Origin of the sequence: Bacillus sp. Y3 (assembly GCF_008123875.1) — a bacterium.
GTDB classification, from domain to species: Bacteria; Bacillota; Bacilli; order Bacillales; family Bacillaceae; genus Bacillus; species Bacillus altitudinis.
Genome location: NZ_VSSC01000001.1, coordinates 678,908 through 701,089 on the forward strand (window position 1 = coordinate 678,908; position 22,182 = coordinate 701,089).

At 41.1% G+C, this 22,182-nt stretch carries 24 protein-coding genes; 10 read left to right on the plus strand and 14 right to left on the minus strand.

The genetic code is table 11. The features are described 5' to 3' along the window. Window positions 1-14: 14 nt before the first annotated feature. The 5 genes from qoxA to FXF70_RS03485 form a co-directional block, all read right to left on the minus strand. On the minus strand, window positions 15-971 hold the full coding sequence (gene qoxA / locus FXF70_RS03465; RefSeq protein ID WP_089374137.1) for a cytochrome aa3 quinol oxidase subunit II: 957 nt from the start codon (window positions 969-971) through the stop codon (window positions 15-17). Between the two features lie 513 nt (window positions 972-1,484). Next, the gene (locus FXF70_RS03470; RefSeq protein ID WP_035389879.1) at window positions 1,485-2,567 is read right to left on the minus strand and encodes a M24 family metallopeptidase; all 1,083 of its coding nucleotides are present in this window, start codon (window positions 2,565-2,567) and stop codon (window positions 1,485-1,487) included. Between the two features lie 7 nt (window positions 2,568-2,574). Next, window positions 2,575-4,095 (minus strand): UDP-glucose--hexose-1-phosphate uridylyltransferase, encoded by a 1,521-nt coding sequence (gene galT / locus FXF70_RS03475; protein WP_046344743.1) that lies wholly within the window; start codon window positions 4,093-4,095, stop codon window positions 2,575-2,577. 31 nt (window positions 4,096-4,126) lie between these two features. After that, a complete protein-coding gene (gene galE, locus FXF70_RS03480) occupies window positions 4,127-5,119 on the minus strand; it encodes a UDP-glucose 4-epimerase GalE (protein WP_024719494.1) in 993 nt (330 codons plus the stop codon). Further along, the gene (locus FXF70_RS03485; protein ID WP_035390213.1) at window positions 5,119-6,297 is read right to left on the minus strand and encodes a galactokinase; all 1,179 of its coding nucleotides are present in this window, start codon (window positions 6,295-6,297) and stop codon (window positions 5,119-5,121) included. The genes galE and FXF70_RS03485 overlap by 1 nt, the downstream gene beginning before the upstream one ends. 181 nt (window positions 6,298-6,478) lie before the next feature. Here FXF70_RS03485 and FXF70_RS03490 point away from each other — a divergent pair, with 181 nt between their 5' ends. Continuing rightward, on the plus strand, window positions 6,479-7,324 hold the full coding sequence (locus FXF70_RS03490) for an AraC family transcriptional regulator (RefSeq protein WP_007497828.1): 846 nt from the start codon (window positions 6,479-6,481) through the stop codon (window positions 7,322-7,324). Window positions 7,325-7,358: 34 nt separating this feature from the next. Here the strand turns inward: FXF70_RS03490 and FXF70_RS03495 are convergent, their stop codons facing one another. Both FXF70_RS03495 and FXF70_RS03500 read right to left on the minus strand, forming a co-directional pair. Next, entirely contained in the window at window positions 7,359-7,616 is a 258-nt protein-coding gene (locus FXF70_RS03495) for a hypothetical protein (RefSeq protein ID WP_008345502.1), read from the minus strand. A gap of 26 nt (window positions 7,617-7,642) precedes the next feature. Further along, a complete protein-coding gene (locus FXF70_RS03500) occupies window positions 7,643-8,026 on the minus strand; it encodes a GtrA family protein (protein WP_024719496.1) in 384 nt (127 codons plus the stop codon). 458 nt (window positions 8,027-8,484) lie between these two features. On the opposite strand from FXF70_RS03500, the gene FXF70_RS03505 reads away from it, so the two are divergent. The 3 genes from FXF70_RS03505 to FXF70_RS03515 all read left to right on the plus strand — a co-directional run bounded on the left by FXF70_RS03505 (window position 8,485) and on the right by FXF70_RS03515 (window position 10,274). After that, entirely contained in the window at window positions 8,485-8,625 is a 141-nt protein-coding gene (locus tag FXF70_RS03505; protein WP_008345506.1) for an anti-repressor SinI family protein, read from the plus strand. Window positions 8,626-8,923: 298 nt separating this feature from the next. Beyond that, window positions 8,924-9,613 carry a class I SAM-dependent methyltransferase gene (locus FXF70_RS03510; protein ID WP_008345507.1) on the plus strand — a complete coding sequence of 230 codons (690 nt, stop codon included), beginning with the start codon at window positions 8,924-8,926 and terminating at the stop codon, window positions 9,611-9,613. Next, complete coding sequence (locus tag FXF70_RS03515; protein ID WP_148779833.1) at window positions 9,606-10,274, plus strand: glycosyltransferase family protein; 669 nt, start codon at window positions 9,606-9,608, stop codon at window positions 10,272-10,274. The genes FXF70_RS03510 and FXF70_RS03515 overlap by 8 nt, the downstream gene beginning before the upstream one ends. 341 nt (window positions 10,275-10,615) lie before the next feature. Here the strand turns inward: FXF70_RS03515 and FXF70_RS03525 are convergent, their stop codons facing one another. Beyond that, on the minus strand, window positions 10,616-10,900 hold the full coding sequence (locus FXF70_RS03525) for a hypothetical protein (RefSeq protein WP_017360144.1): 285 nt from the start codon (window positions 10,898-10,900) through the stop codon (window positions 10,616-10,618). Continuing rightward, window positions 10,890-12,017 (minus strand): response regulator aspartate phosphatase, encoded by a 1,128-nt coding sequence (locus FXF70_RS03530; RefSeq protein WP_148779835.1) that lies wholly within the window; start codon window positions 12,015-12,017, stop codon window positions 10,890-10,892. Before FXF70_RS03530 ends, FXF70_RS03525 begins: the two co-directional genes overlap by 11 nt. A 727-nt stretch (window positions 12,018-12,744) precedes the next feature. Here FXF70_RS03530 and FXF70_RS03540 point away from each other — a divergent pair. The 4 genes from FXF70_RS03540 to FXF70_RS03555 all read left to right on the plus strand — a co-directional run bounded on the left by FXF70_RS03540 (window position 12,745) and on the right by FXF70_RS03555 (window position 16,236). Then, window positions 12,745-13,416, plus strand: a complete 672-nt coding sequence (locus FXF70_RS03540; protein ID WP_048001151.1) for a hypothetical protein — start codon at window positions 12,745-12,747, stop codon at window positions 13,414-13,416. Between the two features lie 335 nt (window positions 13,417-13,751). Beyond that, on the plus strand, window positions 13,752-14,066 hold the full coding sequence (locus FXF70_RS03545; RefSeq protein WP_025208191.1) for a DUF485 domain-containing protein: 315 nt from the start codon (window positions 13,752-13,754) through the stop codon (window positions 14,064-14,066). Further along, the gene (locus FXF70_RS03550; RefSeq protein WP_017360150.1) at window positions 14,063-15,601 is read left to right on the plus strand and encodes a solute symporter family protein; all 1,539 of its coding nucleotides are present in this window, start codon (window positions 14,063-14,065) and stop codon (window positions 15,599-15,601) included. Before FXF70_RS03545 ends, FXF70_RS03550 begins: the two co-directional genes overlap by 4 nt. A 296-nt stretch (window positions 15,602-15,897) precedes the next feature. Continuing rightward, window positions 15,898-16,236, plus strand: coding sequence for a DUF4288 domain-containing protein (locus FXF70_RS03555; protein ID WP_046526774.1), 339 nt, complete (start codon window positions 15,898-15,900; stop codon window positions 16,234-16,236). A 349-nt stretch (window positions 16,237-16,585) separates the two neighbouring features. Here the strand turns inward: FXF70_RS03555 and FXF70_RS03560 are convergent, their stop codons facing one another. From FXF70_RS03560 to cidR, 4 genes are all read right to left on the minus strand, one after another. Then, on the minus strand, window positions 16,586-16,960 hold the full coding sequence (locus FXF70_RS03560; RefSeq protein WP_017368295.1) for a nuclear transport factor 2 family protein: 375 nt from the start codon (window positions 16,958-16,960) through the stop codon (window positions 16,586-16,588). 314 nt (window positions 16,961-17,274) lie between these two features. Further along, the gene (gene thiE, locus FXF70_RS03570; protein WP_125589341.1) at window positions 17,275-17,964 is read right to left on the minus strand and encodes a thiamine phosphate synthase; all 690 of its coding nucleotides are present in this window, start codon (window positions 17,962-17,964) and stop codon (window positions 17,275-17,277) included. Next, window positions 17,951-18,775, minus strand: coding sequence for a hydroxyethylthiazole kinase (gene thiM / locus FXF70_RS03575; RefSeq protein ID WP_148779836.1), 825 nt, complete (start codon window positions 18,773-18,775; stop codon window positions 17,951-17,953). Before thiM ends, thiE begins: the two co-directional genes overlap by 14 nt. Window positions 18,776-18,792: 17 nt before the next feature. Further along, complete coding sequence (gene cidR, locus FXF70_RS03580) at window positions 18,793-19,680, minus strand: cidABC operon transcriptional activator CidR (protein ID WP_008345526.1); 888 nt, start codon at window positions 19,678-19,680, stop codon at window positions 18,793-18,795. Between the two features lie 165 nt (window positions 19,681-19,845). On the opposite strand from cidR, the gene FXF70_RS03585 reads away from it, so the two are divergent. After that, window positions 19,846-20,229, plus strand: coding sequence for a CidA/LrgA family holin-like protein (locus tag FXF70_RS03585; protein ID WP_017368298.1), 384 nt, complete (start codon window positions 19,846-19,848; stop codon window positions 20,227-20,229). Next, window positions 20,223-20,903, plus strand: a complete 681-nt coding sequence (locus FXF70_RS03590) for a CidB/LrgB family autolysis modulator (protein WP_007497850.1) — start codon at window positions 20,223-20,225, stop codon at window positions 20,901-20,903. Before FXF70_RS03585 ends, FXF70_RS03590 begins: the two co-directional genes overlap by 7 nt. 37 nt (window positions 20,904-20,940) lie before the next feature. Here the strand turns inward: FXF70_RS03590 and FXF70_RS03595 are convergent, their stop codons facing one another. Continuing rightward, a complete protein-coding gene (locus FXF70_RS03595; RefSeq protein ID WP_017360158.1) occupies window positions 20,941-22,122 on the minus strand; it encodes a class I SAM-dependent rRNA methyltransferase in 1,182 nt (393 codons plus the stop codon). Between the last annotated feature and the right edge of the window lie 60 nt (window positions 22,123-22,182).

Below are 22,182 nucleotides of genomic sequence, written 5' to 3' on the forward strand. Positions count from 1 at the left end.
TTTCCTTAGTCAGTTTATTCGTTTTCTAGTTTTCTTTTATAGTTCTTCACATTCTCGAAAGGATCTGTCTTGGAATGCGGAGAAACTGATTGGTAACCTAAACGTTTGCGTGCTTGGAGTGCATATTCAGAATCCTCTCCGTGCTTCGCAAAAGATAAATGTGTTGATGAGAATGTCTGCACATCTGCAGCATCAGGAAGCATCAAGTAGTCATACGTTTTCTTCGTTAACTTTGGTGCTTCTTTTTTCGTTTTATTTACCCATTTATCATAGTCAGACTGCGTCATCGCATTGACTTTGAATTTTTGCTGAGCAAAGCCTTCGCCTGTGAAGTTGGCGTTTCTTCCTTCATATGTGCCTACTTCATCAGCTTGAAGATATTGTTCCATTTCCATTCCAGCCATCGCATACTTCTCCCCGCCTAGCTGAGGAATCCATAGTGATGCCATTGTATCAGCGGAAGTGATTTTAAATAAAACCGGCTGATCTTTTGGAATGTTTAAGTAGTTCACTGTTTCAATATTTTCCTCTGGATAGCTGAAGATCCATTTCCAATCAACTGCTGTAGCATAAACGACAAGTGGATCTTTATGACTTGTTGCTTGAGGCGCCTCTTCCAAAGAGTAAATGGTTTTTACAGTTGGAACTGAAAGGGCAGCAACGATTAATATTGGGATCACTGTCCAGACAACTTCTAGAAGCGTATTCCCGTGTAGTTCTGGGTTATAAGAGGCGTTTCCAACGTCCTTACGCTCACGGTATTTAACCAAAATGATGGTAAACAGTACAAATACCGCACCAACGATAAAGAGCATGAATCCAATAGATAAAAGGATTAAGTCTTTTTGTTGTGCTGCGACTGGTCCTTTAGGATCTAAAACAGCGATATTGCTGCAACCTCCTAATACAAAAACACTCACGAGCATCGCTAATAAAAGCATAGGTTTAATGGCTCTGAACAAGAAGATCACCATCCTTCCTTAAATAATGTATAAATTGCTGAATAATTGTGAAAAGCCATCTGCCTTCGAAAACTTTTCTTCCCTTTGTAATGCTATCAAAATCTGTTGGAGTTAGCTCCCCTTTTTTCAAAAGTTCATTTATTTTTCAACAGATTTCTATTGAAATGTCATAAATTCGCCATAAATTTATATTATTGCACACACAATAAATTTCTAGGAATTTGAAAAGTTGAGAGTTGAAGGCAAAGGACAAACAATCAAGAACTTTGTCAAATTTAGGTTTACCACAATAAAAAAGTTTGGTCAAATTTCAATTTAACTTTATGAAATTTTATCTAGGTAAACAATTCTAAAATAGGTATCCCCATATTTAACAAAAACCTTACTCATTTTAACGCAAGTCGACAAGAAAAGAAAGTATCGATCCTCCCCCTATGCGCTGTAATGATTGGTAATGGTGATAAATGAGTGGAAACTCGCTAAAGACTTCCAGCAAAAAACCGGCTCATCGCCGGCTTCTCATTATTCGTCTCTCACCAAAATGTCTGGTCGTCTATAGATGCTTCCTTCATGTTCTATGTCTATATACGTCCACTTGCCTGTATAGGTTAAAAAGCGATTCCCCTCTTTCTCGACGACCATCGTATCTTCTGATTTCAATCCTGGTAAGGAAGGATTCCAAGTGAATACTTGATGAAGCTGGATCTCTTCCACCGATGTAGGAACTGCAATGATCTCTCTAGACACAAATCCAGTCTTGCCACCTTGGTGAAGCTTTTTCCAGCTATCAGGAAATCCTTCTTTTTCATATTGAGCAATGCCGGCCTTCAATACATCTCCAATGGTGTTCCCTGGACGAGTAGCCGCATTCATGACCGTGTCGATTCGCGCAAGCCTTTCCTTGTTTTCTTCAAGCTCCTTTGGTAGCTGTCCAAAGTAAACGGATCTTGTGACATTTGCCACGAGTCCATGCCGTTCAGCACAAAGGACAACCAGTGCATGCTTTTGAAGTGCTTTTTCTGTTGGGATCGGGTGGCGATATTGATGAATCCGGTCATCTGTTGCCACAAGCAGCACTTCTATCGTCATTCCCTGCCCGATCGCTCTTTGAGCAACAAGCGAAGCAATTTCATGCTCCGTCTGTCCTGGAACGATTTCTTGACAGACACTTTCTACAATAACCGCAGTGTCATGACAAAGGGTTTCGTATTGGCTGAGCTGTGGCGCTGAAAGGATCGATCGAACACGAGACAAATCGGGTTCGATCCATTCCACTCCTTCCATTTGAATGTCCGCACCAATTCGTTTGTCTTTTATGAGTGTTTGAATGTAAGGAGTCTCATCCTCAAACCAATCCATTGTGACGACTTGAAAGGGATGGTCAAAATACGCCATTTCTTCTTCAATGATTCGTTTTTCTTCCATTTGATTCACAACTAGGACAATATCGTCTTTCAACACAAGTAGCTGACAAACGCCCTCTGGCGTGTTTAACACAATGTGGTTTCTTCTTCCTCCTGTAAGCCAAGAAAAGTTATTACGCTTTTGAATCAGAACACCGTCGAGTTGCTTTTCTTCCATTAAAGTTCTTACCTGTTCAATCATCAACTCATCACCTGCCTGTATGGAGTGTTTGAATGAAACGTTTAAATGCTGTTTTCCCTTGCTCTGTTCTTTTAAACACACCCGCCTGCGCGAGTATACGAGAAAAAATGAGGCCGATTTCTTTTTGTAAAATGGCTTCTACGTTGTCCTTCGTAAAGGTATTCTCTTCGATCAGACGCTCTGCCCATGACTCGTGCTTCATGATAGACGGGCAGGCTTTGATTTCTTCAAGAGGGTGTTTGGATAGCAACGCCGCTTTTAGCAGGCTTAATTCCTCTGCTAATCTTCCAGGAAGCACGGCGAGACCCATAACCTCAATTAAACCGATATTCTCTTTTTTAATATGATGAACTTCTTTGTGCGGGTGGAAGATTCCGTCGGGGTGCTGCTTGTCTGTACGGTTATTTCGTAGCACGAGATCTAATTCGTACTCATCCCCATGACGGCGTGCAATTGGTGTAATGGTATTGTGCGGGGTCTCTCCTGTATGAGAGAACAGCCCCGCTTCTGGATCTGAATACATTTTCCACTCATGTAATATAAAATCCGCTGCCTCCGCAAGCGTCTGCTGGTCGCTACTTTGAAGCCTGATCACTGACATCGGCCATTTCACAATACCCGCCTTCACCCTCGGAAACTTTTCGAGAGAAAACACTTCTTCCATCTTTGCTTTCGCCATCGGAAATTCATGAGCACCACCTTGAAAGTGGTCATGACTTAATATGCTGCCTCCAACAATGGGAAGATCAGCATTTGATCCTATGAAATAGTGCGGATATATAGATATGAAGGAAAGCAGACGCTCGAAGGTCTTTTTAGATATCTGCATTGGTTCATGCTCGCCCTTGAACACAATACAATGTTCGTTGTAATACACATACGGCGAGAATTGCATAAACCACGACTCATTTGTAAGTGTCACCGGAATAATCCGGTGATTCTGTCTTGCTGGGTGATTGATGCGTCCCCCAAACCCAACGTTTTCTTTACAAAGGAGGCAAAGAGGATATTGCTTTTGACTAAGCTTTTTGGCTTCAGCGATCGCTTTTGGGTCCTTTTCCGGTTTCGATAGATTAATCGTGATCTCAAGCTCACCATCTTCTGTCGGTGTAAACCACTGCACATTTTTGGCGATTCTGCCTGTATGAATATAGTGGGCATGCTGCTGCATTTCATAAAACCAGCTTGTCGCTGCCTTTGGTCCGCAATGCTTGCGTTTCTCTTCAAACTTTGCATAGATGACACTCGGAGGCGCCACCAAGCAGCCCATGATTTTGGCATCTAATAAATCACGATACGTATCTGTCCCGTCAGGAATAAGACCTGTTTCAACTGCCCAATCGAGCATCGGCATTAAAATATCTTCAAGGTCGCTGTCTCCTGAGACTGTTCTTGCCTCAGCATCATCGAGACCAAGCACCTCTAGCAGCCGGTTCCTTGTATAATCCATATCTAGTGGTGATATCAGCTCTTTATTAACCCCATATTGAATCAGCTGTTCTAGCTTTTCAAAAATATCAATCGCCATTCCCTTTGTCTCCTCCCCTGCCTGCTACACGTTACTCACTTTGATAGCCATCTGGATGTTTCTGAAACCAATCCCATGCACTTTGAATGATGGTGTGGAGATCTGCATATTGCGGCTTCCATCCTAGTTCTTTCAGCGCTTTTTCTGATGAAGCAATCAGCTTAGCTGGATCACCCGCACGTCTTTCTGCCACCTGTGCAGGAATGGCATGACCTGTCACTTCTCTTGCAGCTTCTACGACCTGCTTCACAGAGAAGCCTGTGCCGTTCCCTAAGTTGTACGTCGCGCTTCCTTTTCCTTCACGCAGACGCTCAACCGCTAGAATGTGTGCCTCTACTAAATCCATGACATGAATGTAGTCTCTAATGCATGTACCATCCTCTGTTTCATAATCATCACCGTAAATCATGATTTGATCACGCTTTCCTAAAGCCACTTGTAGAATAATCGGGATTAAATGCGTTTCTGGCTGATGATCTTCACCGACAATCCCTTCTGTATGAGCACCGGCTACATTAAAATAACGAAGCACAACATATTCAATACCATATGCCTGCTCAGACCACTTCAGCATTTTCTCAATCGCGAGCTTTGTTTCCCCATAAGGATTCGTTGGGTTCGTCTCATCCGTTTCAACGATCGGTACACGCTTTGGTTCACCATATGTCGCAGCAGTTGAAGAGAATACAATGCGTTTCACATCAAATTCATTCATCACCTGAAGTAAAGCCGTTGCCCCTCCGACATTGTTGTCATAGTACTTCAGCGGGTCTGTTACACTTTCTCCAACAAGTGAATCTGCCGCAAAGTGCATGACTGCTTCAATGTCATGTGTTTGAAAAACACGTCTTAAAAAAGCGTGATCCCTTAAATCCCCCTCTTCTAATACGGCACCCTTTACGACTGCCTCTTTATGACCTGTCTGCAAATTATCCACAATCACCACTTGTTCTCCTTTAGCCAAAAGAGCCGCTACCGCATGACTGCCAATAAAACCTGCTCCTCCACATACTAAAATTGCCATCAAAATTCCTCCTTCGTTAATTCTCTAGCGCCGCCTCCAATTCCAGCTGTGTAAAAAGAGGCTTGAATGCCTGTTTTTTCTTGATAAATCGCACCTGTTTCTTCTATAAATGAGTCCAGCAGCTCTTCTTTCACAATGCTGACGGTACAGCCCCCAAAGCCAGCACCTGTCATACGCGAACCAATCGCCCCTGGATGTTGCCATGCGGCTTCAGCCAGTGCATCTAGCTCAAGCCCAGTGACTTCATAATCATTCTTTAAAGAAAGGTGAGATGCCTTCATGAGTGCACCTAGTTCTTCCATTTTATCATCTTTCAGAAAATTTACTGCTTTCATGGTCCTCTCGTTTTCCGTGATGGCATGTCTTGCACGTCTTCTACACGTTTCATCTTGTATCAAATGATCATGCTTAGCGAATTCATCCTCCGTGAGCTCACATAAATGACCGATATCTAATTCTTTTCTAAGATCGTTTAAAGCAGATTGACATTCTGAACGGCGTTCATTGTATTTGGAATCTGCAAGTGTTCGTTTTTTATTTGTATTGGCAATGACAAGTGCCAGACCCTCTTGCCGAAATGGGCTGTATTCAAAGGAAAGCGTGTCACAATTGAGCAAAATAGCGTGACCTTCTTTTCCAAGACTAATTGAAAATTGATCCATAATGCCGCAGTTCACGCCAATAAACTCATTTTCAGCACGCTGCGCAAGAAGGGCTAGGTCGATTTGCGTTACGCCGAATGACGACCATTCATTGATCAAGACAGCCGTGACGAGCTCAATAGAGGCAGAGGATGACAGGCCTGCGCCATTTGGAATATTGCCAGCATACACAATATCAAAGCCTTCTTTCACATCCATGCCTGCTTCGATAAACTGTTGGAATACTCCCTTCGGATAGTTCGCCCAGCCGTCCGATTTTAAGAAAGCGATTTCAAAAAGGTCGAACTCTTTCACACCTTCTTCTTCAAAATTCAAGGAATACATTCTGACGCGTCCATCTGATCGTCTTGCTCCCGCAGCATATGTACCAAGAGTGAGTGCACATGGAAAGACATGGCCCCCATTATAATCTGTGTGTTCACCAATCAGATTGACTCTGCCTGGGGCGAAAAAATAGCGGAGTTCATCCTGATCTCCAAATTGCTGGTGAAATGCTGCTCGTAATGTGTCGATCATATCCATTCCCCTTTTCTCTTCTGATAATCTTATTTTAGTTGCCCCGTCAGCTGAAGTTCAATGGTAAAAAAATCGTTAAAAAATACCCTTTTTTTGCTGTGAATGGTACGATGTGATATGAGGTGTAACATGATTCAAAATAGAAAAAGGTTGTTTTTTGCTGTGAAGGAGGGTTTCCAATTTGAAGAAGGAAGCATTTGCATTTCGTTTTCACCATTCTGATGTGACATTGCCGGCCCAAATCTGGTCTGTTGGCTGGGAAGTTCAATCATCTTCGTTATACAGCTGGAATGGCGTAGAGCGGAAGGATCAGGGCAAGTGCATCTTTCAGCTCACACTGTCTGGACACGGCATGATTGAAATCGGACAGAAACGATTCAAAGTATTGCCTGGACAGGCCTTTCTGGTGAAAAGCCCCAGTGCTTATCAATACTATTTTCCAGAAGACAGTGAACATTGGGAATTTCTCTATTTAACACTTTATGGGGAAGCCTGTGACCTTTGCTTTGATCAATTTATCGATCAAGGAAAGCAGGTCATGCGTTTTCATCCGAATTCCAAACCGATCCGCCTGCTAAAGAAGATTTATGATGAAGCCAGTGAAAGACGGATTACCAATCCATTTGAGGGGTCTAGCCTTGCTTATCAATTTGTCATGGAACTGTATTCATATTTGCCAAAGCTTGAGGGACAAATGGAGAAATGGCCTGAGCCCATCGTCCAAGCGGCCTTATTTGCAAGCCACCATTTTCACGAGGAGATTGGGCCTGACGATATGGCAGCTGCGGCACGTTTATCCAAAAGTCATTTTACGAGGGAATTCAAAAAGGCAACTGGCTTCACACCGATTCATTATTTAACCAATATTCGTTTAGAAAAGGCGGAAACGTTACTGAAAACAACGAAATACTCGATTGAAGAAATCGCCATACAGTGCGGCTACCGAAACGCGAATTACTTGAATAAAGTCTTTCGAAAGAAAATCGGCATGTCTCCAAAGCAACTCCGGGAAACAAGCGATGCATAATAAAAAGCAGCCGCTTTTCAATTGGCTGCTTCTTTTACGCTTTCGTCAGGTCAACACGAATTCTCCCTTGTCTTAAAACAATGGTCATTTGCGTATCAGGGGTCATTAAATTTTCTAAAATGTCCGTCGCTGTTTGAAGCGCAATGTCCATTCGGTTGATCTTTTCCTTTTCTTGTTCAGAAAATGCTTCTGGATGTGCGGTCATTTCTTTGACTAGCCTCAACACTTGTTCATGCTGCTTTTCTGTTTGTTGATATATGGCATCATATAATTCGTCTGGCCTGCTGCTCATTTCACATCACCTATCTTTTTCATGTGTTAAATCGCATCTTCTTTTGTTTTCTTGAAGACGAACCATTTACTGGCGACATAATTGACCACGACAATCACAAAGTTAACAAGAATTTTTGCGACGGTTTCGTTGAGCGCCATTTGGCTCACAAATAAAATCATCAGCCCCAGATCTACACCTAGAGACATGAGACGGACACTAAAAAATGAAGAAAGCTCACGCATCAGGCTTTTTGTGTCACGAGCCTTTTGCTTGAAGACATACTTCTTATTGGTGATATAAGCAAAGAGCACAGCAAATACCCATGAAACAACCGTTGCTGTTTTGTAATCCATAGAAAACATCTCAACGAATAAATAGAAGCTGACTATGTTGACAATGGTTGTACACACACCCATGATCAGATACATGACAACTTCTTGATACTTTTGAAAAAGGCTATACATGTCTTTCTTCATTCCTTCTTGGTGAATTCTGTTTCTTTTAGAATAACATCTTAAGAAGAACTTCCCAAACGAACAATATGTGCGTCCTGTAAAGATGAAATTTGTTCTCGCTGATGGCATATGTCAACCTTATGGGTTTATATGAGTCAAATGATTTAGGTCTTTATCATTATTTTAATTTATAATCTTTTAACTGACTTTACAATTGTTTATTATGAGAAGTAAGAATTCAATATTTATGGGTTTTTTAGTCATTTTTTTAGGAACGTGGTAGGTGATAGATTTTACAAAATAGGTTAAATGTCATCATTTTTCGACAAAAATCTATTTTTGTACTCCATTCACATACACGTACAGTTACTAGACGGTTTGTTCAAGTCATTGGTTGCAGATGAATATGTCTTATTGAACTGGAGGATATTATGGATACGCAAGTGAAAAGAAGAGTTGACGAAGAGTGGGTTTATTTGATTCAAGAAGCGAAAAAAATTGGACTAGGCATCGAGGAAATACAAGCTTTTTTAACATCCAACGGTGATCAGAAGATGATAAACAAACCGTAATCAACGCCGTTATCCTTTGTCTTTCAGATTGCTTTGGCTAAAGTTCTAACCTGTCAATTGACCTTTTAAACATCCTTTCATGACGATACGCTACAATAATTGAACACCTCATCATACCAATCCCTTCCACTCAATGGGGTTCTGTCTTTCTATTTTTAGGAGGACAGTCCGTTCCCTGTTCTTTATATGACCCCTTTTTAGCTATCATTCATGAAAATTGCCCATTTTCGTTATAAAACCAAGCTCCCCACCCATATATTAAGCATAAGACACAAGAAAGAAGAAAGGTGGGTGGCGCGTGAGTTCAGATTCCCTATCTTATTATCATCAAAAGAAGGATCAATATTATCACGGTGTGAACCCTGTGATTGTCCATCGTATTCGCAAGGAATGGACGTCTATCTTGGATATCGGATGCGGCACAGGCCAGCTTGGCAAAGTCTTAAAACAACAAGACCGTACCATATATGGAATTGAATCTTTTGAAGATGCAGCAAAGCAGGCTGAGAAAGCGCTGGATCATGTTTTATGCGGCAATATTGAACAGATGGCGCTGCCTTATCAGCATGAACAATTTGACTGCATCATTTTCGGAGATGTTCTTGAACATTTATTGGACCCTTGGGCCGTTTTAAAAAAGGTCAAACCTTTTCTGAAAAAGGAAGGGGTCATCTTGTCTTCCATTCCGAATATTGGTCATATTTCAACGGTTTTAGAATTACTGGCTGGGAGATTTTCTTATACAGATGCAGGATTAATGGATCAAACACATTTACGTTTCTTTACCCTTCACGAAATTCATTCCCTCTTTCAGTCAGCCGGGTTTCATGTTCGTGAGCTTGAAACCATTCGTGTACAACACCCTTCCTATACGGGCGTCATGAATGATCTACATGAATTACTCGTAAAACATGGCATCCGTTTTGATTTTAACGAGGCAGCGACAGCCTATCAATACGTGGTTGAGGCGGTTCAACTCAATGAGTAGCCCCACCATCTTATTTGTTTTATGTGTAAATGATGAGTCGATGTTTCAAGCTTGCTTCCGGCAGCTCGCTTCACTTCCTGCTCCGCACGGGTATCATGTAGAGGTTTTTCCCATTAGACATGCATCAAGTATGGCCTCTGGATACAATGAAGCTCTCACTCATCCTGCACAGTTTAAAATTTATCTTCATCAAGATACACTCATCGTCAAACAGCATATGCTTCTCGAGCTGATCCCACTTTTCTTGCAAAATCCGTCACTTGGCATGCTTGGGGTAATAGGTGCAGAAAGTGTGCCAGACAATGGAATCTGGTGGGAGAGCCATGATTGCAGAGGGAAAGTCATTGAATATCGGCACGACACCTATCAGCTGCTAACGTTTGAATCTGGTCATCCACAGACAGAGCCCCAAGGTTATATCAAAGCTTCTGCTATTGACGGTCTTTTTATGGCAACACAATATGATATCAAGTGGCGTGAGGATCTTTTAGACGGCTTTCATTTTTATGATGTGTCACAGTCTTTTGAGTTTGCACAGCAGGGATATGAGGTTGGGATTGCAAGGCAAGTGGAGCCCTGGTGTATTCACAAATGCGGAGATCATTTTGATGCAGAAGCATATGAAAAAGCAAGACAGACATTTCTTGCGCATTATCGGTAGAAAGCACCCTTTTCGGGTGCCCAGAATGTAGAGAAACTCATGTTTTTCTACATTCTTTTTTATTTTCCACGTCATGATGTTAGGTGAGAATGAATGAAAAGGCCTTCCACACATGTCTTGAAATGGCCTTTTGGTGCTTTTGAGATCTTGTGCAGCTTTCAAGAAAAGGAGACGGAGCACATGCTTTCGGATCTGATTTGTAGAACCGATAACCACTCCGATCCGTTATTGTATATGCTTTTCTCTATTATAAAATGGAGAGATGTAAGTTTTAATGGGGACAATTAGGCTGTCGAGATTTCCTCGACAGCCTGACAGACCCTAAAGATCTGTTTGATTCATCAAGTAGATAATCTAGAATCACGGGTTCCAAAACGAACATCAGGATTTTCACTAGAACGGGTTCCGTTCCTCACAGCAAAATCGTTATCTTGTTGAGATAAAGTTATAAGAGGAAAATCCTCAGTAGTAACGCTACTGCCTGTAGCATTTCTTACAGTCAGATCAGTGGATTCTGGAGAAGTAGCATTTCTTGAATTCACATCAAAATCGACAGATGATAATGAGATCACACCTAGCAATGCTGAAGCACTCAAAAAACCAGTAAGAACCGTTTTAAAATTCATATGAACAGTCGCCCCTTTGGATTTGTTTTCGGGCGTACATCACTTTTTCATACATTTTTACAGATTCATCCATACGCCCATTCTCATTATAGTACCGAGCCGCTTCGAGCGCTAGGTCTTCCATGTATGGATAACCCCTCTCATTCTCTAATTTTCCCAATGAGCTCAAGACTTCACTTAGGTTTGCTGTTTTTAAAAATAAAATGTCCAATACCATCAGTAACGATAAAAATAGATCATTTTTTCTATTCTTCGCTTCTTCCAAGCCTCTTTTGAAAAATCTTTCACCCTCAATAAATTCCTTTTGACTCAAATGAAATAACGATAATTCATAATAAACCAAAAGCAACTCTGTAGCATTAATAGGCTCTCCTTCTAGAATCACCTGATTAAAATAAGCTAGTGCCCTATTAAAATCACCTAATCCTTTAAAACAACACCCAATATTAAATAATGACTTCACAATCATTGACTTATTAGACATTGCCTTAGATTTTTCTAAAGCTGACAATAAATGAGGAAGCGCCTTTTCTCTGCATTCAAAATCAATGAAATTACCTGCCATAACAGTTAGACAATTAATTTCTCGAATCATATAAAGAGAATTGCTCTTATGTGCCTTATAAGTATCATAAGAAAGACCAACGTAATACATAGACACGTGTGTCTGTTTCATGTGATAAAACACTTCTGATAATTTATAATAAAATTCCGCTCTCTCTAACTCATCCCCTACTTGCTCTAGGCGCTTTTCCGCGCGCTTATAGAACACAATAGCTCTAATAAACTCTCCTTTTTTGAATTCATACATCCCTTGAAAAAAATTAAAATAGTATTCAAGAATGGCTGACATCTTCTTTCCTTGTCCTTCTACAGCTTTCAAGTAATCCGATTTTTCAAGTGGTTCTTTAGAAGGCTGCACATAGTCTGTCATCAATTGATGACGGAACTCCATCAACTGAAAATAAAGAACCGCCTGTTCATCTTCTTCCATGACATCGATTTCTTTTCTAACCTCTTCTCTTAGCTTCTGAGCCTCTTTAACATTGAATCTTTTTATTTGCTTATACCATTCATTTATCTTGATCGCTACAACTGGAGACGGTATAGAAGCCATTTACAATCCCCCTAGAAAACCAATTTTTAATAAATGTTAGCATAACAACTCCTAATAAAACCCTATTTATCCATTGATTTGTAAAATTTTCGGCATAGCGCAAGCATTTTTTAAGCAAGTAGGGCACAAGACATATCGATTTTTATACGTAATCGCAGTGGTGTTTTTGTATTTTAAGTAAAAAAAACAGGCTCTTCAGCCTGTTCTTTATTATCCAGTAATGACCATATTGATGAATGGGACACTCAATAAAAAGAAAACAACAGCAAAATAACAAGCACCATTTAACATCATCAATACTGATATTACCGTCATCATACATTCGCCTCCCATATAAAAGAACCTAAATTGCGGTCACCGCAACCCAAAAAGAAATTTTCCAATGAATTCCCAAATTCAAACCGATCAATGATAGGATGAAAACATGTCAAAAAAGGAGGGAGTACTATGAATTATTATGCTGTTGTATTTTTTTACGCCGCCACTTAATAAAAGCCACTGAAAACACAAGAAGTAAAATCGCAATAAGCTTGAAAATAAAGCGAGTGAAGAAAGTAGCATCTTCGAACTCCGTTGCAAAGATACAAGCCCCTATGATTATCCCGATCATGCCTACTACCCAATTCCAAAACACATCAATCACTCCTCAATTAACTTTTTTTAAAAGAAAAGCATTTTTTATCCATATATTTATTATTGCACAAAAAACAAGGGGGAAATATCCAAAATGAAAAAGTTCATAATCGGGCTTTTAGGCATGACGCTATTTTTAACAGTTCCATTACAAACCGTAGCCGCAGTAACCCTAGAACCTCAAGGAATTAAAGAATCTTATCAAACTGAAATTGAAGGCAAACTACATACTTTCAATTCTGTAGTTAAAGGCAGCACTCAAACAATAACGATTGATAATGGTGAACAAATAGATACCGTCTCTTTTGATCGGGCAACAGAAGAACTTCGTATCAACAATGAACTAGTAGACATTAAAGAATTTAAAGAAGCTGGACCAGAATTATTAAGTGAAGACGGCGAATTTAACACAAAATCAAACAAAGATTATCAATGGAGACTTGTAAAAACCTATAAAAACAAATTCAACGTTACTCTTGCTATTGTCGTTCTTGTGACAACAACAATTTTGGCATTACCGACAGGGACCGGTGCTGTAGCTGGCGCAGTCTTGACACTAAAAGTAATAGCCATACTCGCTACAACAGTAACTACAGCTTCAGGATCAACCGGTCAAAAAGTCTTTCATTACACATTCAAAACATACTACAGCCCGAAAAATGGATACTGGAACAACAAATTTGTCTTATCTGTCTACAAAGATTCCAAGCGTAAAAAGCATGTTAAAACAGTTTCACATACGACACGTCTTGGGAAAAAATATTAAAAGAGAAGCAGGCTCCATCAGCCTGCTTCTCTACATGTTTATGTAATGTAATTCTTGATATTAATATGCCAACGCATTATGACCTCAAATGTTTCATTTGCTAAATCGAATCTACAGACCATGTGACAATGGATATCATAGAGTTTTTTTCTTTGATCTTATATTTGATTTCCAGCTTCTTGTGTTTATTTTCATTTTCCCAATATTTATATCCACAATTGATCAGGCTAAACACCCTTTTCGGGTGCCTTTTTTATGATATACTGTCATAAACAACCAGATCGTCTCATATGCATTGGAGTACCTTGTCCCTAATTCGTACAAAGGAGGAAACAATGGCAGACAAAAACGTTCATTATAAGAAGGTTGCCGCTTCAAAGGATTTTCGAAAACTTCTTGAGGAAAAACGCAGATTTATCGTACCTATGACGATTTTCTTTTTTCTCTTTTACTTTTCACTTCCGGTTGCTACATCCTACTTCACCTTTTTGAACACGCCAGCAATTGGAGCGATCACGTGGGCTTGGTTATTTGCCCTCACGCAATTTGTGATGACATGGGTTTTATGTGGGCTTTATGCAAAAAAAGCAGCTCAGTTCGACAAATATGTAAGCGCTTTAAAAACCGAATCTAGAGGTGATGACGAATGAGTATGACCGCTTTTATTTTATTCATAGCGATCGTAGGGCTCACATTGGTCATCACGTATTTTGCTGCGAAAAAAACAAGCAATGCGAGTGATTTTTACACCGCAGGCGGCGGACTGACTGGATTTCAGAACGGCCTTGCCATCGCCGGGGACTATATGTCTGCTGCTTCATTTTTAGGGATCGCCGGCATGATCGCCTTAAATGGATTTGACGGCTTTTTCTATAGTATTGGCTTTCTTGTAGCGTATCTTGTCGTCCTTTATGTCGTGGCTGAACCGCTTCGAAATCTAGGAAAATATACGATGGCTGATATGATTGCTGCACGATTTAAGCGTCCTGCCATTCGAGGGGTAGCCGCATTTAACACAATCACAGTCTCTACTTTTTATATGATTGCACAGCTTGTTGGGGCAGGTGCATTAATCAAACTGCTTCTTGGCATTGATTACTGGATTGCGGTGCTGATCGTAGGTGTCTTGATGACCATTTATGTCGTGTTTGGCGGCATGATCGCAACCAGCTGGGTACAGATCACGAAAGCTGTGCTTCTCATGCTGGGCACGCTGATTATTTCGCTGCTTGTGTTTGCCAAGTTTGATTTTAGCCTGCTGAAGATGTTTGAGCAGATGAAAACAGCGACCCCGCTTGGTGGGGCATTTCTTCACCCGGGAAATAAATATGATGTGCCTTTAGAGACCTTGTCTCTGAACCTTGCCCTTGTGCTAGGAACAGCAGGTTTGCCGCATATTTTGATCCGTTTTTATACAGTAAAGGATGCCATTTCTGCGCGTAAATCTGTTCTATCCGCTACATGGATTATCGGGATTTTTTATTTAATGACGGTTTTCCTCGGCTTCGGTGCCGCTGCTTTTGTCGGAACAGATGCAATTACGGCAGCCGATGCAGCAGGAAACATGGCAGCACCACTGCTTGCACAGGCCCTAGGGGGAGATTTATTATTTGCCTTTGTTTCCGCTATTGCCTTTGCGACCATTTTGGCAGTGGTGACCGGTCTTGTTTTATCCGCCGCGTCTGCCTTTGCCCATGATTTTTATAGCCAGATTATCCGCAAAGGAAAAGCGAGTGAACGGGAACAGGTGAAGGCGGCACGCTTTGCTTCCATCGGCGTGGCCATCCTTTCCATCATTCTTGCATTATTTGCGCAATCTTTAAACGTTGCTTTTCTTGTGTCACTTGCCTTCGCAGTGGCAGCAAGTGCGAATTTACCGTTGATTATCTTCACTGTCTTTTGGAAACGATTTAACTCAACAGGTGCTATCGCAGGAAGCTTAACAGGTCTTCTGAGCGCACTCCTGATCGTGTCACTCAGCCCAAGCGTCTGGGACCCATCAGGGGCAGCCATTTTCACAGGAGAGCCGCTTATCCCACTATCGAACCCTGGGATTATCTCGATCCCGCTCGGATTCCTTGCGGCTTACTTAGGCACCATTTTCTCCTCTGAAAAAGCAGATGAAGACACCTTTACAGAAATTCAAGTAAAAGCACACACAGGCATGCATATGGATACAGATTGATGAGAAAAAGCCGGCTGCTCTGCCGGCTTTTTCAGTGTTCTTGCTATTTCAAAACTGTACTCAATATGGGATAAATTGGCCTTTTAATCTCTCTTTATATCTTTCTAACTTGTCACATTTCCTCAACGTGATCAACGAACAGCATGTGATGATGATCAACAGAATTTCATGAACTTCTCCTCTGTTATCAATGATTCTTTTCAACCCTATTACCCCCATAGACTTCTCTTGTTATTCCTATGTTATCATTTTAAACACATACTAGAAATTCACCCCACAAGGAAGAAGTGAAACATATGCATAAATTGTACTCAGCAAAATTATTATTTGAATCTAGCTCCTCACCAAAGGTGAGACCGGATAAAATCTTTGAGGAACGAATCATTTTAGTGAGAGCAAAAAACAATCGAAAAGTGAAACAAATCGTCAAAGACCATTTTCCAGATGAGACATTTGAAAATGGAGATCATGGACAAACAACCACAAAACTAGTAGCCGTACTAGATATCTTTGAGCTAGTTGAAAACTTAGACGAAGGTCCCCTGCATTTAAGCGAAGTGTACAGCCGATATCTTCTATTTGATCACGAAACATCTGCTAAAGAAGCGATTGACGCTTATTCGTTAGACAAATAAAAGAAGTCTAAGCTACCAGTGTGTGAACTCAAATTGCTATACAGTTAGATAAGAGGGATAAGCGCGCTAATAATGGTTGGTAGATATATATTAGGAGGAATGTTGTGAAGAGTATGATCAAGTATGCAGTGATGCTTTTATTTATGAGTGTATTTTTCTATTATTACAATATGTTTGTACCTAAAAATGTTCTGTACATTTTCATTGCATTTCCATTTTGTTTTGTTGCTATAAGTTTGATTGATAAGCTATTTACGGATAAATAAATCTAATAATAAGCAAGCCTCATGCTTGCTTATTATCTCATACTGTCTAATTAGAGGGGGATAATATCTGCTCTGCCGGCTTTTTAATATCGCTGGAATAACTCTGGATTTTTCGGGACGTTTTCTAAATAAACGATCTTTCCTTGATCATCCAGCTCCGCAATATCAATGCCTTCTGCTGTATATACACGACCGTCTGTTAACTTTCCGCAAACAGCCCAGTTTGTTTCATACTTCCCATCTTCACGTTTCACCCAGCCATCCCACATATGCTTAATGTCTTCATGTACGTGGAAAAATGTGTTCAAAAACTGTGTGAACGATTGGATGCCAGGCTTTTCAGCACCATTTAAGACAATCATGACATCATCTGAAAACAATGCCAACAATTCATTCATTTGCTCTTGCCCTTTTCCCGCTTCATCATATCGACGAAAATACGTATCGAGCACTTCCATCATTCATTCTCCTTTATTTACCTGTCATTTCGAAAACAATCGAACAATTAGATTGTACACAATTGTATCTCTTCTGTCTATTTTTCACGTAGATAAGAAAAGATATGGATGAGTTAATCCATGTCTCAGATTGTTGACAAAGGGCTAAAATGAACTTTATTTTAGCCCTTTGTCTTCTTTTCAGCGTGATAGAAAACCTTTGAAGTCTAGGAAGGACAGCTACTTTCACGGAGCGAATTTGACATTCGTGAGTACCAGCGCACAGGACTGACACCGAATGCGAGGGTTTGTCTACACGCTGAGACATGGATGAGTTAATCCATGTCTTTTACAGATGAAAGAGCTGCTTTCTCTGACTCGACAAGAGATGTTAGTTCTTCCGCAACTTTTTTCGGATCAGCGCTTTGGCTAATGGCGCTGATGATGCTAATGCCATCGGCTCCCGCTTGGATGACTGGTGCCGCATTTTCATACGTGATCCCGCCGATGCCCACAATAGGAATGTGAAGACCGTGTTGACGTACTTCGTTGATTAAAGAAACACCCTGGACACTGCGTGTATCCTTTTTTGTTTCTGTAGGATAGACTGGACCCATCCCAACGTAGTCTGCCCCGTCCTTCATCGCTTGCCTCACTTCATCTAGATTGTGCGTGGACACGCCTAATATTTTATTCCCGATTCTTTGCCGTACATCTTGTGCAAGTGTATCTTCCTGCCCAACATGGACACCATCTGCATCAAGATCTATTGCAAGCTGTACATCATCATTTACGATAAAGGGAATATTCGCTTCTTGGCAAAGTGCTTGAATCTGCTGAGCGATTTTTTTCTTTTCTTCACCTTGCAGAGCACCTTCACCCTTTTCACGAAACTGAAACATCGTGATCCCGCCTTGAATAGCCTCTTTCACCACATCAAGCGGATGCCGGCTTGTATTCGCTGTTCCCATAATAAAATAAACCGATAATTGCTGTTTGATTAGCTGCTGATCAACCTTCGTCATGCAAAACTCCCCCTATTTTCCCTAAAGTGATCACATCTTGACCATTTGTATTGGACAGCGCATTTAACAATTCGATTTGAAAGGTGCCTGGCCCTTTCTCTTCTGTCTGCTGAGCTGCCTTTTCTGCAGCGACACCATAAAACAGCAGAGCTGATGCCGACGCATGAATGGGACGTTCCCCTGTTGCACAAAATGCCCCTATGACAGAGGTGAGTAAACAGCCGGTCCCTGTCACCTTGGTTAACCATTCGTGTCCATTATGAATAGATAGAACCTCTTCTCCATCTGACACGACATCCACTTTTCCCGTAATCGCCACAACGGTTTGAAGGGCTTTTGCCGCCTGCTTTGCTAAAGACGATACATCTCCATTTGCCCCTTTTGCATCAACCCCTTTTGACTGCCAACCATTCACTCCAATTAAATGAGCTATTTCAGCAGCATTCCCTCTGACAACAGTGATGTCCACTTGCTGTAACAGCTGTTTCGCCGCACTCGTCCGAAACGTTGTCGCACCAACACCAACAGGATCTAATAGAACCGGTACACCTTTTTCATTGGCCGCTTGTCCAGCAATGACCATTGCCTCCACTGTATCCTTTGTTAGTGTGCCGATATTCAGCACAAGTGCATCCGCTAATTGCGCCATTTCTGCCACTTCTTCTTTGGCGTTTGCCATGACTGGAGAAGCACCTAAAGCAAGCAGTCCATTCGCTGTAAAGTTCGTCACAACTTGGTTGGTGATATTATGGACAAGCGGATTTTCCGCTCGAATCTTTTCCAAAAGATGAGACACGCAGCTTAATTTCATCTGTATCGTCCTCCCTTTTACTCTGCATCCCACACATAGGATTTTGTATGCTTTAACCATTCTCTTGCAGCAAAGGACAAGTAGCGGTCCTTTCGCCAAATGACACCCAAATGCCACGGAATAGACGGATTTAAGGAAATGATCCTCACTTTATCTGGATCTAGATCACGGCAAATCCGTTCAGGCAGAAGCCCAATCCCAAGATTCTCAGCAACCATTTCACTGATGAAATCCCATTGTGACGTTTCATAAATAACGTTCGGCCTGAATCCAGCATTCATACATTCATTTAAGATTCGGCTGTGCAGAACGAAATCTTCTCGAAAGAAAATAAAAGACTCTTCCTTTAAATCAGCCAAATGAACCTCATCACGTCCTGCCATCGGATGTGATGGATGGGTGACAAGCTTCATATTCTCTTTAATGATGGTGTATGTATGAAAAATTTTATCATTTGCAGGCAGAACAATGACACCAATATCTAATGATCCATCCTCTACCCCTTCCTCTACTTTAATGGAGCCGTGCTCCACCAATTGAAAGGTGACATCTGGATACTGCTGGCGGAATTCTCCCATCACATTTGGGAAAAAGCTTGATCCAATCATGGGCGGCAGTCCTATTCGGATATGTCCTTTTTTCACATTCATTAAATCATTTAATTCACTCGTTAAATTCTGAAAGGATTGTGTGATTTCACTCGCCTGTGTATACATGGTTTGTCCAGCATCTGTCATTTCAACCTGTCTGCCATTACGGTAAAACAACTGTACACCTAGCTCATCCTCCAGATTTTTGACCATCTTGGAAATGGTCGGCTGCGACACATAGAGCGATTGCGATGCTTTCGTAAAACTCTTTAACCGTGCCACTTCTAAGAAATATGTTAAATGTCTGATGTCCACATGGTTCACCCTTTCTATAGACAAAAGGAATACTAACTATTCGATATATGTATTTTACCTATAATAGAACGTGCTGTACACTTTAAAGTAAGCTCACCGATTAGAACGTTGTGTTGTTTTTGTGAAACAGTGAACAATTTATATAGAAAAAGGAGTGAACAGAAAGTGCAATTGCTCAAAACGTCGCTGATTGCTACCCTTCAGATTATGGCTTTATTTGCTTTTGCGAAATTGATGAATGTGCTAGCGGCCTTTTTGCATTTAAGAATTCCGGGCACGATCTTAGGCATTCTTGTCATTTTCTTATTACTTCATTTTAACATCATTAAATTAAAATGGATTGAACTTGGCGCCGTATGGCTGCTCGGAGAACTGCTGCTCTTCTTTATCCCTTCAGCAGTAGGTGTGATTGATTACGGAACATTACTTTCTCAATCTGGCACAAGTATTGTCCTTGTGGTTTTACTTAGTACCTTTGTAGTCATGCTCTCGACTGGCATAATGACGCAGATGATTGCGAAAAGAAAGGAGCGAAAAAAGCTATGTTAGTTGGCGGACTATTTTTGATCTTAACCATTCTGATCTATCTCGGATCAAAAGCGGTTTATAAACGTCATCCGAAAGTCTATGTCTCCCCTTTACTTGTGACACCGGTTGTTCTTGTGGTCTTGCTGTTAATCGTGAACATTCCTTACGATGCTTACAATCAAGGCGGAAAATGGCTGACAAATATGCTTCAACCTGCGACTGTGGCATTTGCCATTCCTTTATATAAGTATTTTCACATTCTGAAGAAGCATGCAGTAGAAATTATTTTAAATGTGGCTTGCGGTTCTATCGTTGCGATTTTATCAACAGCGTTTATCGCCAAATTGTTTCATTTGGATACGAGTCTGATCGAGAGCCTCGTCCCAAGATCCGTCACAACACCCGTTGCGATGAGTGTGTCTGAAATGATTGGCGGGATGCCGTCCGTTACGGCTGTATTCGTCATTTTAACAGCATTATTTGGCTCAATCATTGGACCATTGGTTATCCGTTATTTCCGTATTGATAATGACATTGCAATGGGCGTTCTGCTTGGTACAGGAGCACATGGTGCAGGCACATCGAAGGCCTTTGAACTGAGCTCGGTCTCAGGCACGATCTCAAGTGTGTCCATGATCATTTCGGCCATTATTACATTATGTGCAGCGCCTATCCTGATGTCGTTTGCCCTATAGAAAAAGCCATTTCCCTCTATCGGAAAATGGCTTTTTCTTATGCTTGGATGAAGACAACCTTTAAATAGTTCCCCTCAGGATAATTTTTCGTTGTACGGAAGTCCTCAGGAAGTGTATATTCCTCAAGAATACGATACGTTTTCCCAGATTCTTTAAAGGCCTGTGCAATAAATCCTTTAAACTTTTTCATCCCAAATGCACTGCTATTGGTTGACGCCACAATGACGCCGTTCTCAGCTGTGATCTGGATGGCTTCTTTTAATAGTTTCTTATAATCCTTCGCTGCACTGAATGTGTGTTTCTTCGTTCGTGCAAAGGATGGTGGGTCCAAGATCACAACATCATAGCTCCAGCCTTTTTTCGCCGCAAACGGGAAATATTTAAAGACATCCATGACTTTGATATCCTGCCCGTCTACATCAATGCCATTCACTTCAAACTGCTCAGATGTTTTTTTCAAACTGCGGTTTGCAACATCTACACTTGTCGTACGGCTTGCCCCGCCAAGCGCTGCTGCTACAGAGAAAGCGCCAGTATAGGAGAACGTATTAAGGACGGTCTTTCCTTTTGCATAGCGATCTCGAATTGCTTTTCGCACATGACGCTGATCAAGGAAAATACCTGTCATCGCACCATCATTTAGATAAACCGCCACGTTCATCCCATTTTCTTTGACGATAAGAGGAAATTCACCTTTCTCCCCTTTTACAAAATCGTCATCTTCGATATATTGTCCAGACGTATCAAATCGTTTCTTTTCATAAATGCCTTTATAGTCAGGGTACACCTGCTCAATCGCAGCCAATACATCTTCTTTTAATGTATAAACACCTTCGCTATACCATTGGATGAGATAGAATCCATCATAATAATCAATCGTGATTCCACCAATTCCATCCCCTTCCCCATTGAACACACGGAAAGCCGTCGTCTGTGCATCACGAAATAGATGCGTTCTGCTTTTGGATGCCTGTTCAAGTTTAGAAACAAAAAAGGGCTGATCTATTTTTTCGTTAGCGTCAAAGGAAAGTACCCAACCGATGCCTTTATTTTGCACACCATAATATCCTTTCCCTAAAAAAGAGCCTCTTTCATCTACCCATTCAATGAGCTCGCCTTCCTGTACACCGTTCACACGCGACACAGCATCTTTTGAAATAAGCGGATATCCCTTTTTCACTTGTTCTGCAAATGTTTGTTTTAATGAGATTTTTTTCATTTGTGTCATCCTTATCCTAAATTGACTCTCTCTATCCTACCATATGAATGTATACGTTAC

Bases quoted from the DNA above. Each gene is read 5' to 3' on its own strand.
- FXF70_RS03525 (WP_017360144.1), bottom strand. From the start codon at position 10,900: ATGAATTTTAAAACGGTTCTTACTGGTTTTTTGAGTGCTTCAGCATTG.
- FXF70_RS03530 (WP_148779835.1), bottom strand. From the start codon at position 12,017: ATGGCTTCTATACCGTCTCCAGTTGTAGCGATCAAGATAAATGAATGG.
- FXF70_RS03495 (WP_008345502.1), bottom strand. From the start codon at position 7,616: ATGAGCAGCAGGCCAGACGAATTATATGATGCCATATATCAACAAACA.
- FXF70_RS03560 (WP_017368295.1), bottom strand. From the start codon at position 16,960: ATGGAAGTGCTCGATACGTATTTTCGTCGATATGATGAAGCGGGAAAA.
- galT (WP_046344743.1), bottom strand. From the start codon at position 4,095: ATGGCGATTGATATTTTTGAAAAGCTAGAACAGCTGATTCAATATGGG.
- FXF70_RS03515 (WP_148779833.1), top strand. From the start codon at position 9,606: ATGAGTAGCCCCACCATCTTATTTGTTTTATGTGTAAATGATGAGTCG.
- thiE (WP_125589341.1), bottom strand. From the start codon at position 17,964: ATGACGAAGGTTGATCAGCAGCTAATCAAACAGCAATTATCGGTTTAT.
- FXF70_RS03595 (WP_017360158.1), bottom strand. From the start codon at position 22,122: ATGAAAAAAATCTCATTAAAACAAACATTTGCAGAACAAGTGAAAAAG.
- FXF70_RS03485 (WP_035390213.1), bottom strand. From the start codon at position 6,297: ATGATCGACACATTACGAGCAGCATTTCACCAGCAATTTGGAGATCAG.
- FXF70_RS03555 (WP_046526774.1), top strand. From the start codon at position 15,898: ATGCATAAATTGTACTCAGCAAAATTATTATTTGAATCTAGCTCCTCA.
- FXF70_RS03545 (WP_025208191.1), top strand. From the start codon at position 13,752: ATGGCAGACAAAAACGTTCATTATAAGAAGGTTGCCGCTTCAAAGGAT.
- galE (WP_024719494.1), bottom strand. From the start codon at position 5,119: ATGGCAATTTTAGTATGTGGAGGAGCAGGTTTTATTGGCAGTCATGCG.
- FXF70_RS03505 (WP_008345506.1), top strand. From the start codon at position 8,485: ATGGATACGCAAGTGAAAAGAAGAGTTGACGAAGAGTGGGTTTATTTG.
- FXF70_RS03540 (WP_048001151.1), top strand. From the start codon at position 12,745: ATGAAAAAGTTCATAATCGGGCTTTTAGGCATGACGCTATTTTTAACA.
- FXF70_RS03500 (WP_024719496.1), bottom strand. From the start codon at position 8,026: ATGTATCTGATCATGGGTGTGTGTACAACCATTGTCAACATAGTCAGC.
- FXF70_RS03470 (WP_035389879.1), bottom strand. From the start codon at position 2,567: ATGATTGAACAGGTAAGAACTTTAATGGAAGAAAAGCAACTCGACGGT.
- FXF70_RS03550 (WP_017360150.1), top strand. From the start codon at position 14,063: ATGAGTATGACCGCTTTTATTTTATTCATAGCGATCGTAGGGCTCACA.
- thiM (WP_148779836.1), bottom strand. From the start codon at position 18,775: ATGAAATTAAGCTGCGTGTCTCATCTTTTGGAAAAGATTCGAGCGGAA.
- FXF70_RS03590 (WP_007497850.1), top strand. From the start codon at position 20,223: ATGTTAGTTGGCGGACTATTTTTGATCTTAACCATTCTGATCTATCTC.